At 63.8% G+C, this 22129-nt stretch carries 15 protein-coding genes, 1 pseudogene and 1 riboswitch; of the genes and pseudogenes, 10 read left to right on the top strand and 6 right to left on the bottom strand.

Annotated features, from left to right (window positions below; all coding sequences use genetic code 11):
• The first annotated feature begins 29 nt into the window (after nucleotides 1-29).
• On the top strand, nucleotides 30-173 hold the full coding sequence (locus D4754_RS23885; RefSeq protein ID WP_163025800.1) for a hypothetical protein: 144 nt from the start codon (nucleotides 30-32) through the stop codon (nucleotides 171-173).
• A 9-nt stretch (nucleotides 174-182) separates the two neighbouring features.
• On the opposite strand, the gene D4754_RS06330 is transcribed toward D4754_RS23885, so the two are convergent.
• Complete coding sequence (locus tag D4754_RS06330) at nucleotides 183-824, bottom strand: MSMEG_1061 family FMN-dependent PPOX-type flavoprotein (RefSeq protein WP_163025799.1); 642 nt, start codon at nucleotides 822-824, stop codon at nucleotides 183-185.
• Nucleotides 825-990: 166 nt separating this feature from the next.
• On the opposite strand from D4754_RS06330, the gene D4754_RS06325 reads away from it, so the two are divergent.
• Complete coding sequence (locus D4754_RS06325; protein ID WP_163025798.1) at nucleotides 991-2274, top strand: NAD(P)/FAD-dependent oxidoreductase; 1284 nt, start codon at nucleotides 991-993, stop codon at nucleotides 2272-2274.
• Between the two features lie 300 nt (nucleotides 2275-2574).
• Here the strand turns inward: D4754_RS06325 and hutU are convergent, their stop codons facing one another.
• From hutU to hutI, 4 genes are read right to left on the bottom strand one after another with little or no spacing between them, the layout of a single operon-like run.
• Entirely contained in the window at nucleotides 2575-4254 is a 1680-nt protein-coding gene (gene hutU, locus D4754_RS06320; RefSeq protein ID WP_121062056.1) for a urocanate hydratase, read from the bottom strand.
• Nucleotides 4251-5069, bottom strand: coding sequence for an N-formylglutamate deformylase (hutG, locus tag D4754_RS06315; RefSeq protein WP_121062055.1), 819 nt, complete (start codon nucleotides 5067-5069; stop codon nucleotides 4251-4253). The genes hutU and hutG overlap by 4 nt, the downstream gene beginning before the upstream one ends.
• Nucleotides 5066-6586 (bottom strand): histidine ammonia-lyase, encoded by a 1521-nt coding sequence (gene hutH / locus D4754_RS06310; RefSeq protein ID WP_121062054.1) that lies wholly within the window; start codon nucleotides 6584-6586, stop codon nucleotides 5066-5068. The genes hutG and hutH overlap by 4 nt, the downstream gene beginning before the upstream one ends.
• Entirely contained in the window at nucleotides 6580-7767 is a 1188-nt protein-coding gene (hutI, locus tag D4754_RS06305; RefSeq protein WP_121062053.1) for an imidazolonepropionase, read from the bottom strand. The genes hutH and hutI overlap by 7 nt, the downstream gene beginning before the upstream one ends.
• 72 nt (nucleotides 7768-7839) lie before the next feature.
• Here hutI and D4754_RS06300 point away from each other — a divergent pair, with 72 nt between their 5' ends.
• From D4754_RS06300 to metH, 5 genes are all read left to right on the top strand, one after another.
• Complete coding sequence (locus D4754_RS06300) at nucleotides 7840-9198, top strand: formimidoylglutamate deiminase (protein WP_121062263.1); 1359 nt, start codon at nucleotides 7840-7842, stop codon at nucleotides 9196-9198.
• Nucleotides 9195-9896, top strand: coding sequence for a GntR family transcriptional regulator (locus D4754_RS06295; RefSeq protein WP_121062052.1), 702 nt, complete (start codon nucleotides 9195-9197; stop codon nucleotides 9894-9896). The genes D4754_RS06300 and D4754_RS06295 overlap by 4 nt, the downstream gene beginning before the upstream one ends.
• 147 nt (nucleotides 9897-10043) lie before the next feature.
• Nucleotides 10044-10248, top strand: a riboswitch (cobalamin riboswitch).
• A gap of 121 nt (nucleotides 10249-10369) precedes the next feature.
• Nucleotides 10370-10672 carry a hypothetical protein gene (locus tag D4754_RS06290; protein WP_163025797.1) on the top strand — a complete coding sequence of 101 codons (303 nt, stop codon included), beginning with the start codon at nucleotides 10370-10372 and terminating at the stop codon, nucleotides 10670-10672.
• Between the two features lie 170 nt (nucleotides 10673-10842).
• Nucleotides 10843-11898, top strand: a complete 1056-nt coding sequence (locus D4754_RS06285) for a homocysteine S-methyltransferase family protein (protein WP_121062050.1) — start codon at nucleotides 10843-10845, stop codon at nucleotides 11896-11898.
• Nucleotides 11891-14620, top strand: a complete 2730-nt coding sequence (gene metH, locus D4754_RS06280) for a methionine synthase (RefSeq protein WP_121062049.1) — start codon at nucleotides 11891-11893, stop codon at nucleotides 14618-14620. The genes D4754_RS06285 and metH overlap by 8 nt, the downstream gene beginning before the upstream one ends.
• Before the next feature lie 783 nt (nucleotides 14621-15403).
• On the opposite strand, the pseudogene D4754_RS24345 reads toward metH, so the two are convergent.
• A pseudogene (locus D4754_RS24345) lies at nucleotides 15404-15561 on the bottom strand (IS5/IS1182 family transposase); the annotation flags it as partial.
• A 424-nt stretch (nucleotides 15562-15985) separates the two neighbouring features.
• Between D4754_RS24345 and D4754_RS06270 the strand changes: the two are divergent.
• Genes D4754_RS06270 through D4754_RS06260 form a run of 3 tightly spaced genes read left to right on the top strand, consistent with a single transcriptional unit; the run spans nucleotide 15986 to nucleotide 22129 of the window.
• The gene (locus tag D4754_RS06270; RefSeq protein ID WP_240453770.1) at nucleotides 15986-18646 is read left to right on the top strand and encodes a tellurite resistance TerB family protein; all 2661 of its coding nucleotides are present in this window, start codon (nucleotides 15986-15988) and stop codon (nucleotides 18644-18646) included.
• Nucleotides 18624-19931, top strand: a complete 1308-nt coding sequence (locus D4754_RS06265; RefSeq protein WP_088624412.1) for an ATP-binding protein — start codon at nucleotides 18624-18626, stop codon at nucleotides 19929-19931. Before D4754_RS06270 ends, D4754_RS06265 begins: the two co-directional genes overlap by 23 nt.
• Nucleotides 19932-19936: 5 nt before the next feature.
• Nucleotides 19937-22129 carry a DEAD/DEAH box helicase gene (locus D4754_RS06260; protein ID WP_121062048.1) on the top strand — a complete coding sequence of 731 codons (2193 nt, stop codon included), beginning with the start codon at nucleotides 19937-19939 and terminating at the stop codon, nucleotides 22127-22129.

Genomic DNA, 22129 nt, shown 5'->3' with positions numbered 1-22129 from the left:
CATCCCGAAAAAACAGGGGAGCCTTCAGGATGGCCGAACCCGACAGGGACGCAGACCGCAGCGATCTTCAAGGGCTGGCTCAGCTCGACCGCGCCCCGGCCCAGGAGATCGACGAGGCCGCCATGCGCACCTACCGGCAGGGGCAGGTCCGCGCCGAAATGGCAAAGCTATGAAAATCAATGCTAGTAAAGGTCGATCACACCGGCCTTCATGGCCTTCGCGTCCAGTTCCTCCATCGTGCCGTCAAGCTGCGCGTGGACCTTCATCACCGTGCGGATATCCTGCAAGCCTTCCGTCGATGGCCAGGCCCCGGGCTCCCACAGGTGGGAGCGGATGACGCATTTCGGGCAGTGGATCATCACCCGGGCGATCTCGATCACGATGACCAGCTTCGGCGCGCGCCCGTTGATTTCGAATTGTCGGGTCAGGGCGTCGTCCCGGACCAGCTTCGCGGTGCCGTAGACCCGCAATGTCTCGCCCCAGCCGGGAATCAGGAACAGTAGCGCCGCGTGCGGGTTGCGGATCAGGCGGCGCAGCGTGTCGGCGCGGCGGTTGCCGGGGCGTTCGGGCAGGGCAAGGTGGCGGTCGTCAAGGATCGCCACGAACCCGGCCGGATCGCCGCGGGGGGAGATCTCGGGCATGCCGTCCTCGTCGGCGGTGGCCAGGACCGCGAAGGGCGACCGCGCGATGTAATCGCGGCATATGGCGTCGAGGCAGGGCAGCTCCTTCGCCGCCGCGGGCGGGAAAGGGGCGCCTACGGTGGCTTCCAGATCGGTCTCGGTTTCGATCAGGTCGGTGTAGGCGTCGATTGGCGTGTCGGTCATGGCCTGCCCTCGCACGTCGAAGCAGGGCGCGGCCGTCCGGCGTCGCGCCCGGTTCTGCTCAGGATGCGAACAGGTGCGGCGTCTGTCCAGAGAAAGTCGGCCCCGCGAATTGCCGGCGCCGCGCGGCAGACGTAAGGATTGGTCGAAACACCCCGGGAAGATCCACATGCCCCTGATCGACATCGTCCGCACCAAGGCCAGTTCCGGTCTGCCTCCCAGCGCCTATGCCGCCGATGTGGGGTCAACGGACCGGGTCGGGCTGATGTCCGACATCCGCACCGACGTGGCTATCGTGGGCGCGGGCATCATGGGGCTGTCGACCGCCCTGTCGCTTGCGGAAAGCGGCGTGAACGTTGTGGTGCTGGAAGCCAACGAACCGGGCTGGGGCGCGTCGGGACGGAACGGCGGGCAGGTGAATTCCGGCCTGAAGCACGCCCCCCAGATCATCGAGCGCGATCAGGGCGCCGAGGCAGTGCGCTTTTCCTACGATGCGCCGAACCGGGTGAACGCCCTGGTGCAGCGGCTGGGGCTGGAGTGCGATTACGTCAACGGCGGCGGCTACCGCGCGGCGACCGATGCGAAGCTGCAGCGCGAGGTCGACGAGCTGATCGCCCAGCTGGAGCGGCGCAACATCCCGGTCCAGTCCCGCAGCGCCGGGGATTTGCAGGCGGCGACGGGGACGGATCGTTATACCGGCGGGCTGTTCGATCCGGCGGCAGGACAGCTCAATCCGATGAAGTATTCCCGCGCGCTGGCTATGGCCGCCCAGGATGCCGGGGCGGCGGTCTATTCGAATTCCCCGGTGGTGAAAGCCTTCCAAGGCAATGGCTGGGTGCTGGACACGCCCGGCGGCAAGGTGACGGCGGAAAAGGTTCTGTTCGCCACCAACGGCTACACCGACGGCCTGATCCCGCGGCTGCGGCGGTCGCTGATGCCGGTCTTTTCGACCATCGCGGCGTCGCGGCCCTTGCCCGCGGCGGTGCAGGCCCGGATCCTCGCGGGGCGCGAGGTGCTCTACGAGACGGGGCTGGTGACCTATTACTACCGCGTCGACGCGCAGGGCCGATTCCTGTTCGGCGGCCGCGGGCCCATGCGCCCGATCGACGGCGCCGAAGCGCCGGGGCATCTGCAGGCGCTGGCCGAGCGGCTGTGGCCCGAACTGCGGGAAATCGGCTGGGAATACTACTGGAACGGCCGGGTGTGCCTGACGGCGGATCACTACCCGCATGTCCATGAATTCGGCGAGACGGGACTGGCCTGTGTCGGCCTGAACGGCCGCGGCGTGGCGATGGCAACGGCGCTTGGCCCGGTTCTGGCCGCGCGGCTTCGCGACGGTAGGCAGGCGGCGCTGCCGTTGCGATCGTCGCAGATCAAGCCGGTGCCGTTTCAGCCGTTCTGGCCCCTGGGCGTGGAGGCCCGGTTGATGTGGAACGGTCTGGTTGGCCGGTAGGGTGTGTGCTCTGCACGCACCGTAACCCGGTTGCCAGCGAGTGGTGCGTGGAGACCACGCACCCTACGGTTGGCTGGGCACAACGGCCCGGTTAATGTGGAACGGTTTCGTAAGGCGGTAGGGTGTGTGCTCTGCACGCACCGTAACCCGGGTGCCAGCGAGTGGTGCGTGGGGACCACGCACCCTACGGCCAGTCCATTGGACAGTCGGCAATCCTGACCGGTGCCGCAAATGTCGGGCGCGAACCGGATCACACGTGATCCGGGGTCTGTAACATGTGGCGTTGCGGTTAATCTTGGATCAGCCAAGAATCCCCGGCAACCGCAAGCCGTTCTCCCGTGCGCAGTCCAGCGCCTCGGGGTAGCCGGCATCGGCGTGGCGCATCACCCCTGTCGCCGGGTCGTTCCACAGCACGCGGGCGATGCGGCGGTCGGCGTCTTCCGTCCCGTCGCAGACGATGACCATGCCGGAATGCTGCGAGAAGCCCATGCCCACGCCGCCGCCATGATGCAGCGACACCCATGTCGCCCCGCTCGCCGTGTTCAGAAGCGCATTCAGCAGCGGCCAGTCCGATACCGCGTCCGATCCGTCGCGCATGGCCTCCGTCTCGCGGTTGGGCGAGGCGACGGAGCCCGAATCCAGATGGTCCCGCCCGATCACGACCGGGGCCGACAATTCGCCGGTTCGCACCATCTCGTTGAACGCCAGGCCCAGCTTGTCGCGGAGGCCAAGGCCCACCCAGCAGATCCGGGCGGGCAGGCCCTGGAACGCGATCCGCTCGCGCGCCATGTCGAGCCAGTTGTGCAGGTGCGGATCGTCGATCAGCTCCTTCACCTTGGCGTCGGTCTTGTAGATGTCCTCCGGATCGCCCGACAGCGCGCACCAGCGGAACGGGCCCACGCCGCGGCAGAAGAGCGGGCGGATATAGGCGGGGACGAAGCCGGGGAAGGCGAAGGCGTTCTCCAGCCCTTCGTCCTGCGCGACCTGCCGGATGTTGTTGCCGTAGTCCAGCGTCGGCACGTCGGCGTTCCAGAAATCGACCATCGCCGCGACATGCACCTTCATCGACGCGCGCGCGGCCTTTTCGACCTCGGCCGGTGCCGTTTCGCGCTTGGCGCGCGCTTCCGCCACGGACCAGCCCGCGGGCAGGTAACCGTTCAGCGGATCATGGGCCGAGGTCTGGTCGGTCACGATATCGGGGCGGGGGCCGCCGGCCTTCATGCGTTCGACAAGCTCGGGGAAGACTTCCGCCGCGTTGCCCAGAAGTCCCACGGATTTCGCCTCGCCCGCCTTCGTCCAGCGGTCGATCATCTCCAAGGCCTCGTCCAGCGTCCGGGCCTTTTCGTCGACGTACCGCGTGCGCAGGCGGAAATCGATCCGGGTCTCGTCGCATTCCACGGCCAGACAGCAGGCGCCTGCCATCACTGCGGCCAGAGGCTGCGCGCCGCCCATGCCGCCCAGTCCCGCGGTCAGGATCCAGCGGCCTGTCAGATCGCCGCCATAGTGCTGGCGCCCGGCTTCGACGAAGGTCTCGTAGGTGCCCTGAACGATGCCCTGCGTGCCGATATAGATCCACGATCCGGCAGTCATCTGGCCGTACATGGCCAGCCCCTTCCGATCCAGTTCGTTGAAATGGTCCCATGTCGCCCAGTGGGGGACAAGGTTCGAATTGGCGATCAGCACGCGGGGCGCGTCGGCGTGGGTGCGGAAAATGCCTACCGGCTTGCCCGACTGGACGAGCAGCGTCTCGTCCTCCTCCAGATCCTTCAGGCTGGCGCAGATCCGGTCGAAATCCTCCCATGTCCGCGCCGCACGGCCGATGCCGCCATAGACCACCAGCTCGTGCGGGTTCTCGGCCACGTCCGGGTGCAGGTTGTTCATCAGCATCCGCATCGGCGCTTCGGTGGTCCAGCTTTTCGCCGTGATCTCGGGGCCGGTCGGCGGGAAGACATCGCGGATGTTGTGGCGGGGATTGGTCATGCGTTCGGGCCTTCCTGCGAATGAGTCTGGGCAAGGGTCGGGGCAAGGGATTCAAGAGCCGTCAGAGCGTCCGCCAGGACAGCGCGCGCAGGCGCGGCCCGGGTGGGGTCATAGGTCCAGGGCGGCTCTTCGGCGGCAAGGTAGGTGGTGTAGGCCATCTCCATCTGGATCGCGTGGAGGCCATTGGCAGGCTGGCCATAGTGCCGTGTCGTCCAGCCGCCGCGGAAGCGGCCGTTCAGGACAGAGGTCTGAGGCGCCTCGGCACAGACCTTTGCGACGGCCTCTTCAAGGACCGGCGCGCAGGTTTCGCCATTGTTCGTGCCGATGTTGAAATCGGGCAGGGTCCCGTCGAACAGGTAGGGGATGACCGAGCGGATGGAATGACAGTCCCACAGGATCGCCACGCCATGTTTCGCGCGGACCCGCTCCAGTTCCGCCTGCAGCGCCGCATGATAGGGCGCGTGGTAGGCGAGGCGGCGGCGCTCGATCTCCGCCGCGTCGGGTTCGGTCTGCCACAGGGGGGCGCCGTCGAAATCGGTCAGCGGGACCAGCCCGGTTGTGTTCTGCCCGGGATAGAGGGACGCGCCCGACGGATCGCGGTTCGCGTCGATCACGTAACGGTGGAAGGTGGCCCGCACCACGGTCGCATCGGCCAGCAGCCCGTCATACAGCTGATCGACATGCCAGTCGGTATTCGCCAGCTCCCGCCCGGTGTCGTTCAGCATTTCCATGACCTCAGGCGGCACGAAGGTCCCGGTATGGGGCATACCCAGCACGATTGGCCCAACGCCGCGGGTGATCTCGACCGGAGTCATGCCGCCAGCTCCGGCAGTTCCAGACCGCGGGTCAGGGTGCCGTCATGGACCATCGACGCGGCGCGTTCCATGTCGGGCGCCATGTAGCGATCTTCGTCCAGAGCGGGCACATGGGCCCGCAGGCGGTCGATGACGCCCTGCAATGCCGCGCTGGTCTTCAGCGGTCCGCGGAATTCCACGCCTTGCGCGGCGCACAATGCTTCGACGCCAAGGATCACTTCGAGGTTCCGCACCATCCGCATCAGCCGCCGCGCGCCATGGGCGGCCATCGACACGTGGTCTTCCTGATTGGCAGAGGTCGGCGTGGAATCGGTAGAGCAGGGGTTCGCCAGGTGCTTGTTCTCGCTCATCAGTGCAGCTGTCGTGACCTCGGCGATCATGAAGCCGGAATTCAGGCCGGGTTTCGGCGTCAGGAACGGCTTCAGGTCGAAGGACAGGACCGGATCGACCATCATCGCCACGCGGCGCTGGGCGATGGCGCCGATTTCGGCCAATGCCAGCGCGATCTGGTCGGCGGCGAAGGCCACGGGTTCGGCATGGAAGTTCCCGCCCGACACGATGGCATCGCTCAGCACCAGCGGGTTGTCGGTGACGGCGTTGGCCTCTACCTCAAGCGTCCGGGCGGCAAAGCGCATCAGGTCCATCGCGGCGCCGGTCACCTGCGGCTGGCAGCGGATGCAATAGGGGTCCTGCACGCGGGCATCGCCCTCGCGGTGGCTTTCGCGGATCTGCGAGCCGTCGATCAGCGCGCGCTGGGCGGCGGCGGCCTCGATCTGGCCGCGATGGCCGCGCAGGGTGTGGATTTCGGACAGCAACGGCGCGGTCGATCCCATGATCGCATCGAGCGACAGCGTACCCGTGACAATCGCTGTGCATGCCGCCTGCCAGCCCCGGAACAGCGCCGCCAGCGCCAGTGCGGTGGAAAACTGCGTGCCGTTGATCAGCGCCAGACCTTCCTTCGGGCCCAGCACGACAGGCTTCAGCCGGGCCAGTCCCAGCGCGGCACCGCCAGGCAGGCGGGCGCCGTCGTACATCGCCTCGCCTTCGCCGATCATCACTGCGGCCATGTGGGCGAGGGGGGCAAGGTCGCCGCTGGCGCCGACCGATCCCTGTTCGGGGATCACCGGGATGACACCGCGGGCCAGCATGGCCTCGATCTGGGCCACGGTCTCCCACCGCACACCCGACGCCCCGCGCCCCAGCGACAGGAGCTTCAGCGCCATCATCAGGCGCACTTCCTCGGGCGGCAGGGCGGCGCCCACGCCCGCACAATGGGACAGGATCAGGTTGCGCTGCAGCTGCTCGGTATCCCCGGGCGGGATCCGGACCGAAGCGAGCTTGCCGAAGCCGGTGTTCACGCCATAGACGGCCTCGCTCCCTTGCGCCGCATCGTGGATCCGGCGTGCCGCGGCCTCGACCGCCGGGCGGCAGTCGGGCGTCAGCGTGACGGGATCGTCCCCGGACCAGATCGCGTGCAGGTGGGCCAAAGGCGTTGCGCCCGGAACAAGGGTCAGCATGGGCGTCCTCGGTAATAGCGTTGGTGAAGCGGGTTGAAGCCGATGCGATAGCTCAGCTCCTCCGGCGCGCCGATGTTCCAGACGCAGAGGTCGGCGCGCTGGCCTTGGGCGATGTCACCCCGGTCGGTCAGGCCAAGCGCCTTCGCGGCGTTGGTCGTGACCCCGGCCAGGCATTCGTCGGGCGTCATCCGGAAGAGCGTCGCCGACATGTTCATCGCCAGCAGAAGCGATGCCATGGGGGAGGAACCCGGGTTGCAATCCGTCGCCACGGCCATCGGCACGCCGGCGGCGCGCAGCGCCTCGATCGGCGGGGCTTGCGTTTCGCGCAAGGTATAGAAGGCGCCGGGCAGGATCACGGCGACGGTGCCGTGCTGGGCCAGGATCTGCACGTCATCGGCGTTCAGGTATTCCAGGTGATCGACCGACATCGCGCCCCGCTCGGCGGCCATCGCGGCACCGCCGAGGTCGGACAGCTGTTCGGCATGCAGCTTGATCGGCAGCCCCAGCGCACGGGCGGCGTCGAAGACGCGGGCGATCTCGTCGGGGCTGAACGCGATGCCTTCGCAGAACCCGTCCACCGCGTCGACCAGCCCCTCGGCATGGGCCGCGCGCAGGGCAGGGATGCAGACCGTGTCGATATAGCTTTCGGCCTCTCCCTTGTAATCCGCCGGAACGGCATGGGCGCCAAGGAAGGTCGTCACCACGTCGACCGGGCGGGCATCGCCCACGGCGCGCGCCACGCGGAGCATCTTCAGCTCCGTCGCCTCGTCGAGCCCGTAGCCGGACTTGATCTCCAGCGTCGTCACCCCTTCGGCGATCAGCGCATCGGCGCGGGTCAGGGCATCGGCCAGCAGGGCGTCCTCGGTGGCCTCCCGCGTGGCGGTGACGGTCGACACGATCCCGCCGCCCGCCCGCGCGATGGCGTCATAGCTTTCGCCTTCCAGCCGCATCCGGAATTCCCCGGCGCGGTGGCCGCCATGGACGATATGGGTATGGCAATCGATCAGCCCCGGCGTGACCAGACGGCCGCCCAGATCCTCCCGCTCCCAACCGGCGTAATCCCCCGGCAGATCGGTCAAAGGACCGGCCCAGGCGATCGTCTCCCCGTCGATGGCGATGACGGCATCCGGCACCGATTCACCCGGGTGGGGGACAAGGGTGCAATTTGTCAGAAGACGCATTTGTAATCCTTGCGTGCGAAACTGAGTCTGGATTATGTATGCACATAATATCAAAAGCAAGCGGTGATGGCGATGCAAAAGATCCGGGCCGGGCAGGCCTTGTTGCCGACGGGATGGGCGCAGGATGTCTGCGTGACGGTGGATGATGGCCGGATCGTGGCGGTCGAGCCCGGCGGGGCGGGGGACGCCTTGGTCGACGTGCTGCTGCCCGCACCGGCCAACCTCCATTCCCACGCCTTCCAGCGCGCCATGGCGGGCCTGACCGAAGCGCGCGGGCCTGATGCGTCGGACAGTTTCTGGACATGGCGGCGGCTGATGTTCCGCTTTCTGGACCGGATGACACCCGATCAGGTCGAAGCCATCGCCGCCTTCGTGCAGATGGAGATGCTGGAGGCAGGCTTCGGCGCATCGGTCGAATTCCACTACCTGCATCACCAGACCGACGGCACGCCTTATGACAATCCGTCCGAGATGGCCGAACGCATCGCGGCGGCTGCGGGTACGTCGGGCATCGGGCTGACGCTGCTGCCGGTGCTTTACGAACACGGCGGCTGCGACGGGCGGGCGCTGTCGCCCGGGCAGGTGCGGTTCGGGTCGGATCTGGACCTTTACGCGAAGATCGTGGAGGGCGCCGGTGCCAGCCTCAGCGCCTTGCCTGCCGACACGCGGCTGGGCGTCGCGCCGCATTCGCTGCGGGCCGTGCGGCAGGAGTCCTTCGCGGCTCTGCCCGGTTTGGCGAATGGGGGCCCGATCCACATGCATCTGGCCGAACAGGTGCCCGAGGTTGAGGAGGTCGAAGCCGCCTGGGGCGCGCGGCCGGTCGAATGGGCGCTGGCCAATCTCAAAATCGGCCCGGAATGGTGCCTGATCCACTGCACGCAGATGACGCCGGACGAAACGCTGGGCCTCGCCGCCACGGGCGCCGTCGCGGGGCTGTGCCCGATCACCGAAAGCAATCTGGGTGACGGGATCTTCGATGGTGTCCGCTACATGGACGCAGGGGGCCGCATCGGCATCGGATCGGACTCAAACCTGCGCATCTCGCTGGCCGAGGAGATCCGCGTGCTGGAACATTCCCAACGCCTGCGTGATAGGGGCCGCGCGATGCTGGCCTCCGCCGATAAATCCTCGGCGCGGCGGATCTTCGATGCCGTGGCGGCGGGCGGCGCGCAGGCTGCGGGCCGCGATGCCGGGCGGATCGAAACCGGGGCCTGGGCCGACCTGCTGGCGCTCGATACAAGCCACCCGGATCTGGACCGGCTGACGGGGGACACGGCGCTGGATGCCTTCGTCTTTGCCGGCAGCGCGACCCATGTCGCGGATGTGTGGTCGGGCGGGCGGCACGTGGTACAGAATGGCCGCCACGCGCGCCGGGAGGAGATTGTGGCCGGATACCGCCGCGCACTGGCCGGCCTGAGGGACACGATGTGACGACCGACACCAAACAGGCCCGCGCCGGCTGGCGCGAGATCCGCGACGAGGTGCGCCGCCGCATCCACCGCCGCGACTGGCCGCCGGGAGAGCTCATCCCCCACGAAACCGCCCTTGCCGAGGAATTCGGCTGTGCCCGCACGACGGTGAACCGTGCGTTGCGCAGCCTCGCCGAAGACGGGCTGGTCGACCGCCGCCGCAAGGGCGGCACGCGGGTTGCGCTGCATCCCGTCCGCCGCGCGGTGCTGGACATCGCCATCATGCGGCAGGAGATCGAGGACACGGGCGCCACCTATGGCTACCGCCTTGTCCAAAGCGGCATCGAGCGCCCGCCCGCGAACATCCCGGGCGGGAAGGGGTTCGATGCGTCCTGCCTTCATGTCGTCGCCCTCCACTTCGCCAATGGCGCGCCCTATGCCGTCGAAAACCGCTGGATCGACGGCCGCCTGCCGGGCCTCGACGACGCACCGTTCGAACGGATCAGCGCGAACGAATGGCTGCTGGAGAACATCCCCTACACCGGCGGGACGCTGTCCTTCGCCGCCGAACAGGCCGCGCCGGACACCGCGCGGCTGCTGGACATCGCGGCCGAAAGCCCGGTCCTGACGCTCGACCGTGTCACGCTGGACGGCGACCGCGTGGTGACCGCCGTGAAGCTGACCTATCGCGCAGGCCACCGGTTCATGGCGCGGCTCTAGCAGGGCCTCGTCTGGCCCGATCATGGGCAAGCGGCGAACGCCTGTCATGATCTCCCGGATTGCCGGCGGGGGAGGCCATGGTGACCGGAAAAACCGGGCCCGGACTGACGTCACCCCCGACAGATGTGGACTCGATGATCCGGACATGCGATCCATGATCCCGATGGTGCCGGCCCTTCGGGGCGGCTGAAAAGGGAATGCGGTGCGGGCCTCGGCCCAATTCCGCGACTGCCCCCGCAACTGTAGGCGGAGAGCGGCTCCGAGACTTAACCACTGGGCGAATCGGCCCGGGAAGGTTCGGACACCGCGACGACCCGCAAGTCAGGAGACCTGCCATCTCCGGTGCGACATTCGCACCGCAGCCACCTTGACCCTGGCGGGGCGCCATGGGGCGGAGTGACCGAGATGGACCGACACGGTTTCCCGTCATCGTCATGCGCCCGATCCCCCGCCCAATCTGCGCGGAGGGCGCGATGCTTCTGGAACGAACGATCACCACTTTGCAATCCCGGTCCGAGACACCCGAACGGGCGCGGGAACTGGCGCGGCTGGGCTATATCCAGTGGCTGGCCTTCCTTGACGCGGATGCCAGCTACACGGCCGAAGCCCAGCGTGCGCTGGCCCTGGCGGCCCCCTTCACCGGCACCGACCCGGCCGTCGCGGCCTTCTGCGACCTCGTCCGCCAAAGCCTGACCGGCACGCCCGGAACGCTGGATCTGTCGCTGCCCTGTCCACGGCGGCGGGGCGGCGCGCGGGAGCGGCGGCGCATGCTCTGAGGGCAAATCTGGGACACCAGAAACACGTCGTTTTCCGTCCGCAAAGCGGCGTGTTCCGGCGCGTTTCGTCCGCCAGTATGAATGAACCTCACTATCTTTGTTAGTATGATGAGTTTGCTATTGGTTAACTCCTGCCGTAGGTGCGAGACTTGCCTGACCGTGGGAGCGACATGCACCTTTTTGACCTACCGAAGACGCCGGCCTTCTCGGATCTCGAGCAAGCCGCGCGTGACCGAATTCTGATCCTTGACGGCGCCATGGGCACGCAGATCCAGGCGCTGGGGTTCGATGAAGAGGATTATCGCGGCAAGGGCGGCCAGCCCTGCGAGCATCCGACGGACCTGCCGCAGAAGGGCAACAACGACCTTCTGATCCTGACCCAGCCCAGGGCGCTGGAGGATATCCATTACCGTTATGCGATGGCCGGCTCGGACATTGTCGAGACGAACACCTTTTCGTCCACCACCATCGCGCAGGCCGATTACGGGCTGGAAGCGGCGGTCCATGACCTGAACGCCGAAGGCGCCCGCGTCGTGCGCCGCGCGCTGGACCGCGCGACCGCCGAAGATGGCCGCCCCCGCTGGGTGGCCGGTGCCGTGGGCCCCACCAACCGGACCGCGTCGATGAGCCCGGACGTCAACGACCCGGGCTACCGCGCCGTCACCTTCGATGACCTGCGCGTGGCCTATGGCCAGCAGATCCGCGGCCTGATCGAAGGCGGCTCCGACCTGATCCTTGTCGAAACGATCTTCGACACGCTGAACGCCAAGGCGGCGCTGTTCGCGTGTTTCGAGGCGTTCCGGGAGCACGGCAAGCGCCTGCCCATCATGATCTCGGGCACGATCACCGATGCCTCGGGCCGGACGCTTTCGGGCCAGACGCCCACGGCGTTCTGGCATTCCGTCCGCCACGCAAGCCCCTTCACCGTGGGGCTGAACTGCGCGCTGGGGGCCGCCGCGATGCGCCCGCACCTGGCGGAACTGTCCAGCGTGGCCGACGCGCTGATCTGCGCCTATCCCAACGCGGGCCTGCCCAACGCCTTCGGCGAATACGACGAAGGCCCGGACGAAACCGCCCAGCAGGTCGCGACCTTCGCCAAGGACGGGCTTGTGAACGTGGTCGGCGGCTGCTGCGGCACCACGCCCGAACATATCCAGGCCATCGCCGAGGCGGTGGCAGGCCATGCGCCGCGCGTTGTCCCGACATTGGAGACTGCCGATGCCTGATCCCCTTCTGCGCCTTTCGGGGCTTGAACCCTTTGTCCTGACCAAGGACATTCCCTTCGTCAACGTGGGCGAACGGACGAACGTCACCGGCTCGGCCCGGTTCCGCAAGCTGATCACCAACCGCGAATACGACACCGCGCTGGAGGTTGCCCGCGACCAGGTCGAAAACGGTGCCCAGATCATCGACGTCAACATGGACGAAGGCCTGATCGACTCGAAGCAGGCCATGATCGACTTCCTGAACCTTGTCGCCGCCGAACCCGATATCGCCCGGGTGCCGGTGATGATCGACAGTTCGAAATGGGAGGTGATCGAGGCCGGCCTGCAATGCGTGCAGGGCAAGCCGGTGGTCAACTCCATCTCGATGAAGGAAGGCGAAGACGCGTTCCGCCATCAGGCCGGGCTGTGCCTGTCCTACGGTGCCGCCGTGGTGGTCATGGCCTTCGACGAGGACGGCCAGGCCGACACGTTCGAACGCAAGACGGAAATCTGCGCCCGCGCCTACAAGATCCTGACGGAAGAGGTGGGCTTCCCCCCCGAAGACATCATATTCGACCCGAACGTCTTTGCCGTGGCCACGGGGATCGAAGAGCACGACAATTACGGTGTCGACTTCATCGAGGCGACCCGCTGGATCCGCCAGAACCTGCCGCATTGCCATATCTCGGGCGGGGTTTCGAACCTGTCGTTTTCGTTCCGGGGCAACGATCCCGTGCGCGAGGCGATGCATGCCGTGTTCCTGTACCACGCCATCAAGGCGGGCATGGACATGGGCATCGTCAACGCCGGCCAGCTGGCCGTCTACGACCAGATCGATGCCGAACTGCGCGAGGCCTGCGAAGACGTCGTTCTGAACCGCAAGCCCAAGGCGGGCGGCACGGCGACAGAGAACCTTCTGGACATCGCCGAACGCTTCCGCGGCGGCGCGCGCGAAGAACGGGTGCGCGATCTGGCATGGCGCGAATGGTCGGTCGAAAAGCGGCTGGAACACGCGCTGGTCAACGGCATCACGGAATTCGTGGACGAAGACACGGAAGAGGCGCGGGTGGCCGCCGACAAGCCGCTGGAAGTGATCGAAGGGCCGCTGATGGCCGGCATGAACGTGGTCGGTGACCTCTTCGGCGCGGGCAAGATGTTCCTGCCGCAGGTGGTGAAATCCGCTCGCGTGATGAAGCAGGCCGTGGCCCTGCTTCTGCCCTATATGGAAGAAGAAAAGCGCCTGAACGGTGGTGGCGGGCGCGACAATGCCGGCACGGTGCTGATGGCGACGGTGAAGGGCGATGTGCACGACATCGGCAAGAACATCGTCGGCGTCGTACTGGCCTGCAACAATTACGAAATCATCGATCTGGGCGTCATGGTGCCGCCGCAGAAGATCCTTGAAGTCGCACGCGAAAAGAACGTCGATGTGATCGGCCTGTCGGGCCTGATCACGCCGTCATTGGACGAGATGGTGCATCTGGCGTCCGAGATGGAGCGGGAAGGTTTCGACGTGCCGCTGCTGATCGGCGGCGCGACCACGTCGAAGGTGCACACGGCGGTCAAGATCTCGCCGCAGTACAACCGCAGTCAGGTGGTTTACGTCACCGATGCCAGCCGGGCGGTGGGGGTCGTGTCCTCGCTTCTCAGCAATTCGCAGAGGGACGGGTATATCGAGAATATCCGCACCGAATATGCCGACCTGACCGAACGCCACGAAAAGGCCGAAGCCGCGAAATCGCGCCTGCCGCTGGCGGCCGCGCGGGCCAATGCGCCCCAGATCGACTGGTCGGACTATTCCGTGCCCGCACCCAGCTTTACCGGCGCCAAGGTCGTCGAAGACTGGGATCTGGCCGAGATCGCGGCCCATATCGACTGGACGCCGTTCTTCCAGACATGGGAACTGAAAGGCGTCTATCCCCGCATCCTTGAGGATGAGAAGTACGGGGAGGCGGCGCGCAACCTGTTCGCCGACGCGCAGACCATGCTTGAGAAGATCATCGGCGAAGGCTGGTTCAAGCCCCGCGCCGTGACCGGCTTCTGGCCCGCCAACAGCGAAGGCGACGACATCCGCCTGTTCAAGGACGACGCCCGGACCGAAGAACTGGCCACGCTCCACACGTTGCGGCAGCAGACGGTCAAGCGGAAGGCCCGGCCCAACATGGCACTGGCCGATTTCGTGGCGCCGAAGGGGACGGATGACTGGATCGGCGGTTTCGTCGTGACGGCAGGGCCGGAAGAGGTCGAGATCGCGGAACGCTTCGAAAAGGCCGGCGACGATTACCAGGCGATCCTCGTGAAGGCCCTGGCGGATCGCTTCGCCGAGGCGATGGCCGAGATGCTCCACGAACGCGCGCGCAAGACATACTGGGGCTACGCCCCGGACGAGGCGTATTCGCCCGAGGAACTGATCCGCGAACCCTACCGCGGTATCCGCCCCGCGCCGGGCTATCCCGCGCAGCCGGACCACACTGAAAAACTGACTCTTTTCAGCCTGTTGGACGCCGAAGCTAAGACGGGTGTGAAGCTGACGGAAAGCATGGCTATGTGGCCGGGGTCCTCGGTCTCGGGCATCTACATCGGCCATCCGGACGCCGCCTATTTCGGCGTCGCCAAGGTGGAACGCGATCAGGTCGCCGAATACGCCCAACGCAAGGGGATGGAACTGGAGGAGGCCGAGCGCTGGCTTGCCCCGATCCTGAACTACCGCCCCGACGCCGCCGCCAAGGTCGCGGCGGAATAATCGAAGGCACGGCGCGTCCTTCGGGGATGCGCCGCGCCCGTCAAGCTCCGTTGTCTGTTGATCATACTGTACGGCGCCATGGGTCCATACGGGTGCAGGTAACGATGGGATCAAAGGCAGCCTGGCGAACCTCCATACTCGAATTATGTTGTGCAACTAACTGTATTAACTGGATAACGAACGAACATCTCCTCCCGCTTCAATGCCACGTCTCGATGCGTCGTATCGCCAGATACGGACCGTTCGCGTCCCTGGCACGCCAACCGGGAAGTGACGATGCCGTTCAGGGCGACCACCCCAAACCATCACGTCGCGAAACCGATTGACGTGCTGAGGCGAACGGATAGCAGTCCTTTGCTTCGAAGCCTGCGAGCTGCTATTAACCGGGCGCCCAAGCCTGCAAGACTTCGACCGGGGACTACATTTGTAGGCCTTGGTGCCGGGAACGACGGCAATCGCGGCTTTCGAGCTACCAAAACAGCACGGCCCCACCAGTCGGAAGAGCAATGAAACACGAGAAACTTGAGCTTCGCAGGGCTGCGCGCCTGTCCGTTGCGCCCATGATGGATTGGACGGATTGATCCAGAATACATTCATATAATCAATACAGTAAGCGGTGATCTTGTGTACCAAGTACCAAATTTTTCGCGGATGCCTTTTGTGAAGATCGCGGCGACGACATGTTAGGGCTAGTCCAAGTTTGGCCTGCTGCACCTTCAAGGCCGCCGCGGCATTGTTGCGGAACGATGGCTTGAGGCGTGATGGCCCCTTTATCGGTCTTTGTCAGGCGGTGCAGACGATCACGGCGGTGCCGAGGGCCGAGAAACGGTTCATCAGTGCAGCACGCATCTTGATCTCGGCGGATTGGCAGCCGGGGTTTCTAGCGGCAAAGCGTTTTCGAAGGATTTCAGGCAACGCATCTTTGGCTCGATACGCCTCCGTCCAGTCTAAGTCCGCCATCTTCAACGGGCTGGCCACTATCTCAGTCGCTTGCCGGGGCGGCAGCTTGAGCAGGACCTTGGTGGTCAAACGAACTGGATCGCCGCATCCGAGGGCAATGCAGGGCGATCGGGCTCCCATCTGCGGCGGGAGGGCAGTCTGAGGTTGATGTGCAGCTTCAGTGGCGCTGGTGCCAGTCAACGCGCGAGATGAATGCGTTATCCCCAATGCCACCCACTCCCTCAGTGATCATCTCCGTGGTGGCGAGTTCAGATCAGGGGGGCGCTGAAGGCCCCAAGTGCTTGGGGCATGACCGCTGTCACCTCATTGGGCAGTGGACGCTGGCCGGAAAACTGTTCAGGCTCCGCTTTAATGATTGAAATGATGTTCGTGTAAAATAGTGTGACTGAAGGGGGAGGGGCGATAGTGTCTTCATTACTCAAGTTTTTCCGAATTACATTCTTTCTTTTTGTCTACTTCATCTTTTGCATGATCGTGGTGGTCACAGTCCTCCAGGGGTGGCCGGTGGGTGGCCAAATGTTGTTTGCATTTGGTGCTCCTATCATTTTGGTCTGGTGGCAAGAAAAGCGGAGATCGCGGAAAGTCGCTGCAAAAGCGCAAGCCGTGGGAAGTTCCGAAACCCGAACACTCGGACCTGAGCTGGCAGCCCAACCAAGTGCCTACGACAAACGTATCGAGCGTGAGCGCGAACGAACTCGCGAAGCCATTGCGTCCCAAGCACCGGCTGCCATTCGAGCCTACTCCCCACCTACGCAGGACAACGCCGCAATCGCCCGTGCGGGACGGTCTTCCATGCCAGACTCATTGACCGCGGCCGAACGAGCGCAGCCTTCGCAAGCGACAGAGGCGGCCACCAAGGCCTACGTTCATCCGAAGCAGGACTACGCCGCGATCGTCCGTGCCGGAAAGTCCGCGGCGCCAGCTCTAGCTGCAGCGGCTGAAAGAAAGCAACCAGCGCCAGCTACCCTGTCTTGGAGATCACCAAAAATCGGGTGGATCCGATCTGACGAAACGACGAGCGTCGCGGGCCGCAACATCGGCGGGATGGTTTACGTCGGAACCCCTCCTTCGCTGAACACCAACGGCTATCGTTCAAAGTGCCGAGGCTATATCGATCCCGCTTTGCCAGTGGCAAAGCGGGGCACGGACGTTGCTGGAAGCGGGCTGCCGTATTGGCCGAACTACTCGGAAATCTCGCCGGACTGCAGGGCGACCTATCTCGATTGGCTTGCCGGCGGTCGAAAAGATGCATGGTTTGATGCAGGATACATGTTCCTGTATTTTTACGGGTTGGAGCGTCGTTTCTTCGTCGATCAGTCCCAGGATGACGCTAAGGATATCGTCCAGGAAGTTCGAAGGTTGCAGTCGCTGTACCCCGATAGTCACTCCGTCCGGCGCTACCTGGGGGAGTTCCTCGACATCGCGACTCTTGTCGAAATCGACTTCGACGCGATCGAGCCCATTTTTGAGAAGCAGGGCTGGGAACTCCCGTTTTCACTGAAGTACGCAATCGGGGCTCGGATTTACAAGGGCGAAAACTTGACTGCCGAATGGTTGTTGAGTTGGTTCATTTGTCACCCTGAAACATATCTGAGAACTCCGGCGACGCGATGCCGGGATGAGTTCATCGCTCTTTTCCGTATCCGGTTTGACCAGCGGTTTCCTGACGGGCTCAAGGTTGCCAAACCCCGGAAAACGCTCAAGGTATCCTATAGGGCTGCTTCCAGCGAGTTTGAGGGCTCAGCAAACCCAACTGTTGAAGGAAAGCCGGTGCCGGATATTTCTGGCCTGCGTAAGCCGGTCGAGATCGCACAAGAATTGGCCGATGAGGCTATGAACGATCTCGACAAGCTCAGTCGCTTCCTGGGCCGAAACCCTGACGGTCGCGGAAGCGTGGAAGCGCATGCATTGCTGCCTTCTGAACTGTGGGATGCCTTCCCATCCGAGGAAATGGACCGCTTGAAATCTTGGGCAAGCACTATCGTCGATCGGGGGGGATTGGTGCCGCTTGAGGAGGTGATCGGACGTCTGGAGGGAGAAACGAGCGAGAAGATCGGGAAACGGCAGATGACAGGAGCGGCCGACGCGCTCGCCCGTCTCGGTTTCGGTCTGGCGCCCGACCCTCGGTTTGCGCTCCGGTCGCCCAAGGCGGAGGAGCCTGTGGTACTGTTCAGCCTGGGCGAACCGATCGAAAGACTGGAGGAAGTTTCCGACAGCTATCGAAGCGCCCTGATTGAATTGGCACTTGGGTCGTTCGTTGCTCATGCGGATGGTCGCATCGCGGAGCCTGAGCGCAAGGCGCTGGAGGATCAGGTCTTCGCCGCGGACCTAAGCGATCAGGAAGGCCGCAGGCTGCGCGCAAACCTTGAATGGTTCCTGGCCGTGCCACCGGACATGACGCTCTTGCGCCGCAAACTGAAGGAAGTGGGCCAAGACAGCCAGGCCGCTATGCGGGCAGCGTTGGTTGGTGCAGCACATGCCGATGGCATTATTCACTCCGACGAAGTTGCAAGCATCGAGAAAATCTACAAGGCTTTGGGTCTAGATCCTGCGCTTGCCTACTCAGACCTGCATGCTGGCGAAGTTGCGGATGGTCCTCGCACTGTTCGTGCCTCGAAACCGGGTCGTCCGGGCGAAGCGATACCCGATCTTGTGAAAGCCAGCGGACCCAAGCTCGACGCTTCGCGGATCGCAGCAATCCGTTCGGACACCGAGCGCGTGTCGTCCGTCCTCGGTCAGATTTTCGATGTCGAAGAGGAAGAAAGCGGTGCCTCCACGCCTGACTACGAATGCCTGGTGGCAGGGCTTGACCCGAAACACGGCGCCCTTGTCCTCGAAGTACTTACTCGCGAGCATTGGTCTGAGACCGAGTTCGAGAAGATCTGCGCCTCGCATGGTTTGATGGTATCCGGGGCTTTGGAAGTCGTGAATGAATGGGCTTTTGAGACCTACGATGAAGCGCTTCTCGACGAGTATGATGGATATGACGTGTCTCCTGAGATTGCGGAGGCGGTAAAAGAAAAGATGAGTGCGGAGGGCAGGGATGTCGAAGTTGAAACCACGTGAACGCGATGCAATCGTGCAGGCGCTTCGGGCAGGGGTCGTGCCCAAGCTCGGCCTGCGTCACATCCAAGTCGGCCGCGTCCGCGAGATTGAAGAGCTCGTCAAGGACATGGACCGGATATCCGATGGCGGATCGGCGATCCGGTTCATCATCGGAGAATACGGATCGGGAAAGACGTTCTTCATGAATCTGATCCGTCTTGTCGCGCTTGAAAAGGGTCTGGTGGTGATGTTCGCGGACCTGGCGCCCGACCGGCGCATTCACGCGACCGGTGGTCAAGCTCGAGGCCTCTATGCAGAGATGGCCCGAAACCTGTCGACACGGACAAAGCCAGATGGCGGGGCCTTGGCCAGCGTGGTGGAGCGTTTCGTCAGCCAAGCACACCGCGATGCTGAGGAACGCGATGCGCCCACGGGGTCTGTCATTCGTGAACGCCTTGGTCACTTCGAAGAGCTCACCGGGGGGTTTGAATTCGCAGAGGTGATCCGGAGATATTGGGAAGGCCATGAGACCGGCGACGACGAGTTGAAATCCGCTGCCTTGAGATGGCTGCGTGGTGAATTCGCCACACGCACCGACGCGCGCAAGGCGCTTGGAGTGCGAACGATCATCGACGATGCCAGTGTCTATGACCATCTGAAGCTGATGTCGGCATTCGTGTGTGAAGCCGGTTACAAAGGCTTGCTCGTCGGCCTCGACGAGATGGTGAACCTCTACAAGCTGACCTCGTCGCAGGCTCGCAATGCAAACTACGAACAGATCCTCCGGATCCTGAATGATGTGCTGCAGGGCAGTGCCGAGAACCTCGGATTTCTCATGGGCGGCACACCGGAATTCCTGATGAACACCCGTCGAGGGCTTTACAGCTACGAGGCCCTCCAGTCGCGTTTGGCCGAGAACACCTTCGCGCGAGACGGGTTGGTTGACCTTTCAGGACCTGTTGTCCGGCTGGCCAGCCTGACCCCTGAGGACCTCTTCGTTCTTCTGGCCAATGTCCGGCGGATCATGCAGGACGACGCCGGTGCTCTGCCAGACGATGCGCTCGAGGCCTTCATGGCGCATTGCTCGGACCGGATCGGTGAAGCTTACTTCCGCACCCCGCGCAATACGGTGACGGCCTTCGTGAACCTGCTTTCCGTGCTCGAGCAAAACCCCGGTGTCGAGTGGAGCGACCTAATCGAAAAGATCGAGGTATACGAAGACCGCGGCGAAGACATGACCGAGGTCGACGAGTCGACTGGTGCCCAAGACCCCGGTGATGATGACCTGATCAGCTTCAAGCTCTGACGCCGATGAGCAGTGCGTTCGACAAGCTGGCGAGGCCTGTGCAGAAATGGATACGCCAGCAAGGATGGCGCGAGCTTCGCGACATCCAGGCGCGATCCATCCGGACGATCTGCGAGACCGATGCCGATTTGATCGTTGCGGCTTCCACGGCGGGCGGAAAGACCGAGGCGGCGTTCCTGCCGTTGATTTCACAGGTGCTTGACGAGCCGTTCGGCGGCATCGGCTTCGACCTGCTTTATATCGGTCCGCTGAAAGCCTTGATCACGGACCAGGCCATGCGGCTGGAGGGCATCTGCCAGGAAGCAGAGCTGCCGGTTGTTCCATGGCACGGGGATGTTTCTCAATCGATCAAGACGCGCGCGCTGAAATCTCCAAAAGGGATCCTGCTGATAACTCCAGAGTCCCTTGAGGCACTGTTCATTCGTCGCGGTTTGGAAATTAGCCGCCTGTTTGGGGCCACGCGCGCGGTCGTTATCGATGAGTTGCACACGGTTCTAGATAGCGAACGCGGTGTCCAGCTCCGTTCGTTGCTCACAAGGCTCGAGCTCACGATAAAGCGCCCACTCCGTCGGATAGGTCTGTCAGCTACGCTGGGCGACATGGACCTCGCCAAGGCCTATCTTCGCCCTGACGCTGCAAACGCTGTCCAGCTCATAGAAGCAGATGGCGGCGAGGCTGAATTGAGGCTCCAGCTTCGCGGCTACGTATCAGGCGATGAGGATGAAAACAGCCCATCCGCAACGGATGCCATCGCAGCCCATCTGTTCAAGCACCTTCGAGGCAGCGACAACCTCGTCTTCGCTGGGGCGAGGCAACGAGTCGAGATCTATGCAGATCGGCTGCGGGAACTCTGCGAGAGGGAACATCTGCCGCAGGAATTCTATCCTCACCACGCTAGCCTCTCCCGCGAACACCGAGACTTCGTGGAACGCCGCTTAAAGGACGCCGCAAAGCCGACAACTGCCGTCTGCACGTCGACGCTCGAGCTTGGAATCGACATCGGTGATGTGACCTGCGTGGCCCAAATCGGCGCGCCATTCAGCGTCGCCGCGTTGCGACAACGTCTCGGCCGGTCCGGCCGACGCGAGGGACAACCAGCCGTCTTGCGGCAGTATGCCGTCGAGACTCAGTTGACGCCAGAAAGCAGCTTCGTTGATCGTCTTCGCCTTGGTTTGATCCGGTCGATCGCGATGATAGACCTGTTACTTGAGGGGTGGTGCGAACCGCCAAGACCGCAGGCGCTTCATCTTTCGACGCTCGTCCATCAGATACTGTCTGTCATTGCACAACGCGGAGGTGCTTCTGCCAGTGTGGTCTACAGAATCCTGTGTCGCGAGGGCCCCTTCCGCAAGGTCACAACCGAAGTTTTCGCGGATGTGTTGCGTTCGATCGGTCATACCGAAACCGGTTTGATCGAACAGTCCGGAAGCGGACTGCTACTCTTGGGACCTGCAGGCGAAAAGCTGGTCGAACACTACAGCTTCTACGCAGTGTTTCAGACGCCTGAGGAATTCCGCTTGGTCGCAGACGGGAGGGATCTTGGCACCCTGCCGATTGACAATGTTCTTGCCCCAGGGATGCTTCTGATTTTCTCTGGGCGGCGGTGGGTGGTTCAGGAAATCCATGACCGCGAGAAGGTGATCGTGGTCAAACCCGCGAAGGCGGGCGTGCCTCCTGTCTTTGGCGGTGATCCTGGTGACATTCATGACAAGGTGATTGATCGAATGTTCGCAGTGCTCGAAGGAGGCACCCAACCGGCATACATGGACGCGGTTTCTCTAAAGATGCTAGACGAAGCGCGTGCACATTATGACCAACTTGGGTTTCGAGCCACAAATATCCAGGCTCTCAGCGAGCGTACATCGATCATCGCAACGCGAGTGGGGACGGTTAAGACGTCAACCCTGGCGCTCGCACTTAGAAGTGAGGGATTTTCAGTCGAGCAGCATGACGGGTTTCTGCTGGTGGAGGTCGGCGATGAAACACCTGATCTTCGAGCACTCCTGGCCGATATTCGATCCGGCGAACCTGTCGATTTGTTCGCGGGAGCAGGAAACCTGATGTCGGAGAAGTTTCATCCATATCTGTCTAGCGCGCTTCTAGTTCTGGACGCGGAATCCTCAAGGTTGTCGGTGCAGGCGCTTCCGGATGTGGTCGCAGCTATTGTTCGAAAAGGATCCTTAAAGGGAGTGTCCTGA

Source organism: Chachezhania antarctica, from assembly GCF_003646465.1.
GTDB lineage: Bacteria > Pseudomonadota > Alphaproteobacteria > Rhodobacterales > Rhodobacteraceae > Chachezhania > Chachezhania antarctica.
The sequence above is the reverse complement of the archived record's forward strand: the minus strand, read 5'-3'. Positions and strand labels throughout refer to the sequence as shown.

Excerpts from the sequence above, each read along its gene's own strand:
- D4754_RS06290 (WP_163025797.1), top strand. The coding sequence starts at position 10,370 with ATGCTTCTGGAACGAACGATCACCACTTTGCAATCCCGGTCCGAGACA.
- hutI (WP_121062053.1), bottom strand. The coding sequence starts at position 7,767 with ATGCGTCTTCTGACAAATTGCACCCTTGTCCCCCACCCGGGTGAATCG.
- hutG (WP_121062055.1), bottom strand. The coding sequence starts at position 5,069 with ATGACTCCGGTCGAGATCACCCGCGGCGTTGGGCCAATCGTGCTGGGT.
- D4754_RS06330 (WP_163025799.1), bottom strand. The coding sequence starts at position 824 with ATGACCGACACGCCAATCGACGCCTACACCGACCTGATCGAAACCGAG.
- D4754_RS06300 (WP_121062263.1), top strand. The coding sequence starts at position 7,840 with ATGCAAAAGATCCGGGCCGGGCAGGCCTTGTTGCCGACGGGATGGGCG.
- hutU (WP_121062056.1), bottom strand. The coding sequence starts at position 4,254 with ATGACCAATCCCCGCCACAACATCCGCGATGTCTTCCCGCCGACCGGC.
- D4754_RS06260 (WP_121062048.1), top strand. The coding sequence starts at position 19,937 with ATGAGCAGTGCGTTCGACAAGCTGGCGAGGCCTGTGCAGAAATGGATA.
- D4754_RS06265 (WP_088624412.1), top strand. The coding sequence starts at position 18,624 with ATGTCGAAGTTGAAACCACGTGAACGCGATGCAATCGTGCAGGCGCTT.
- hutH (WP_121062054.1), bottom strand. The coding sequence starts at position 6,586 with ATGCTGACCCTTGTTCCGGGCGCAACGCCTTTGGCCCACCTGCACGCG.
- metH (WP_121062049.1), top strand. The coding sequence starts at position 11,891 with ATGCCTGATCCCCTTCTGCGCCTTTCGGGGCTTGAACCCTTTGTCCTG.
- D4754_RS06325 (WP_163025798.1), top strand. The coding sequence starts at position 991 with ATGCCCCTGATCGACATCGTCCGCACCAAGGCCAGTTCCGGTCTGCCT.
- D4754_RS23885 (WP_163025800.1), top strand. The coding sequence starts at position 30 with ATGGCCGAACCCGACAGGGACGCAGACCGCAGCGATCTTCAAGGGCTG.
- D4754_RS06285 (WP_121062050.1), top strand. The coding sequence starts at position 10,843 with ATGCACCTTTTTGACCTACCGAAGACGCCGGCCTTCTCGGATCTCGAG.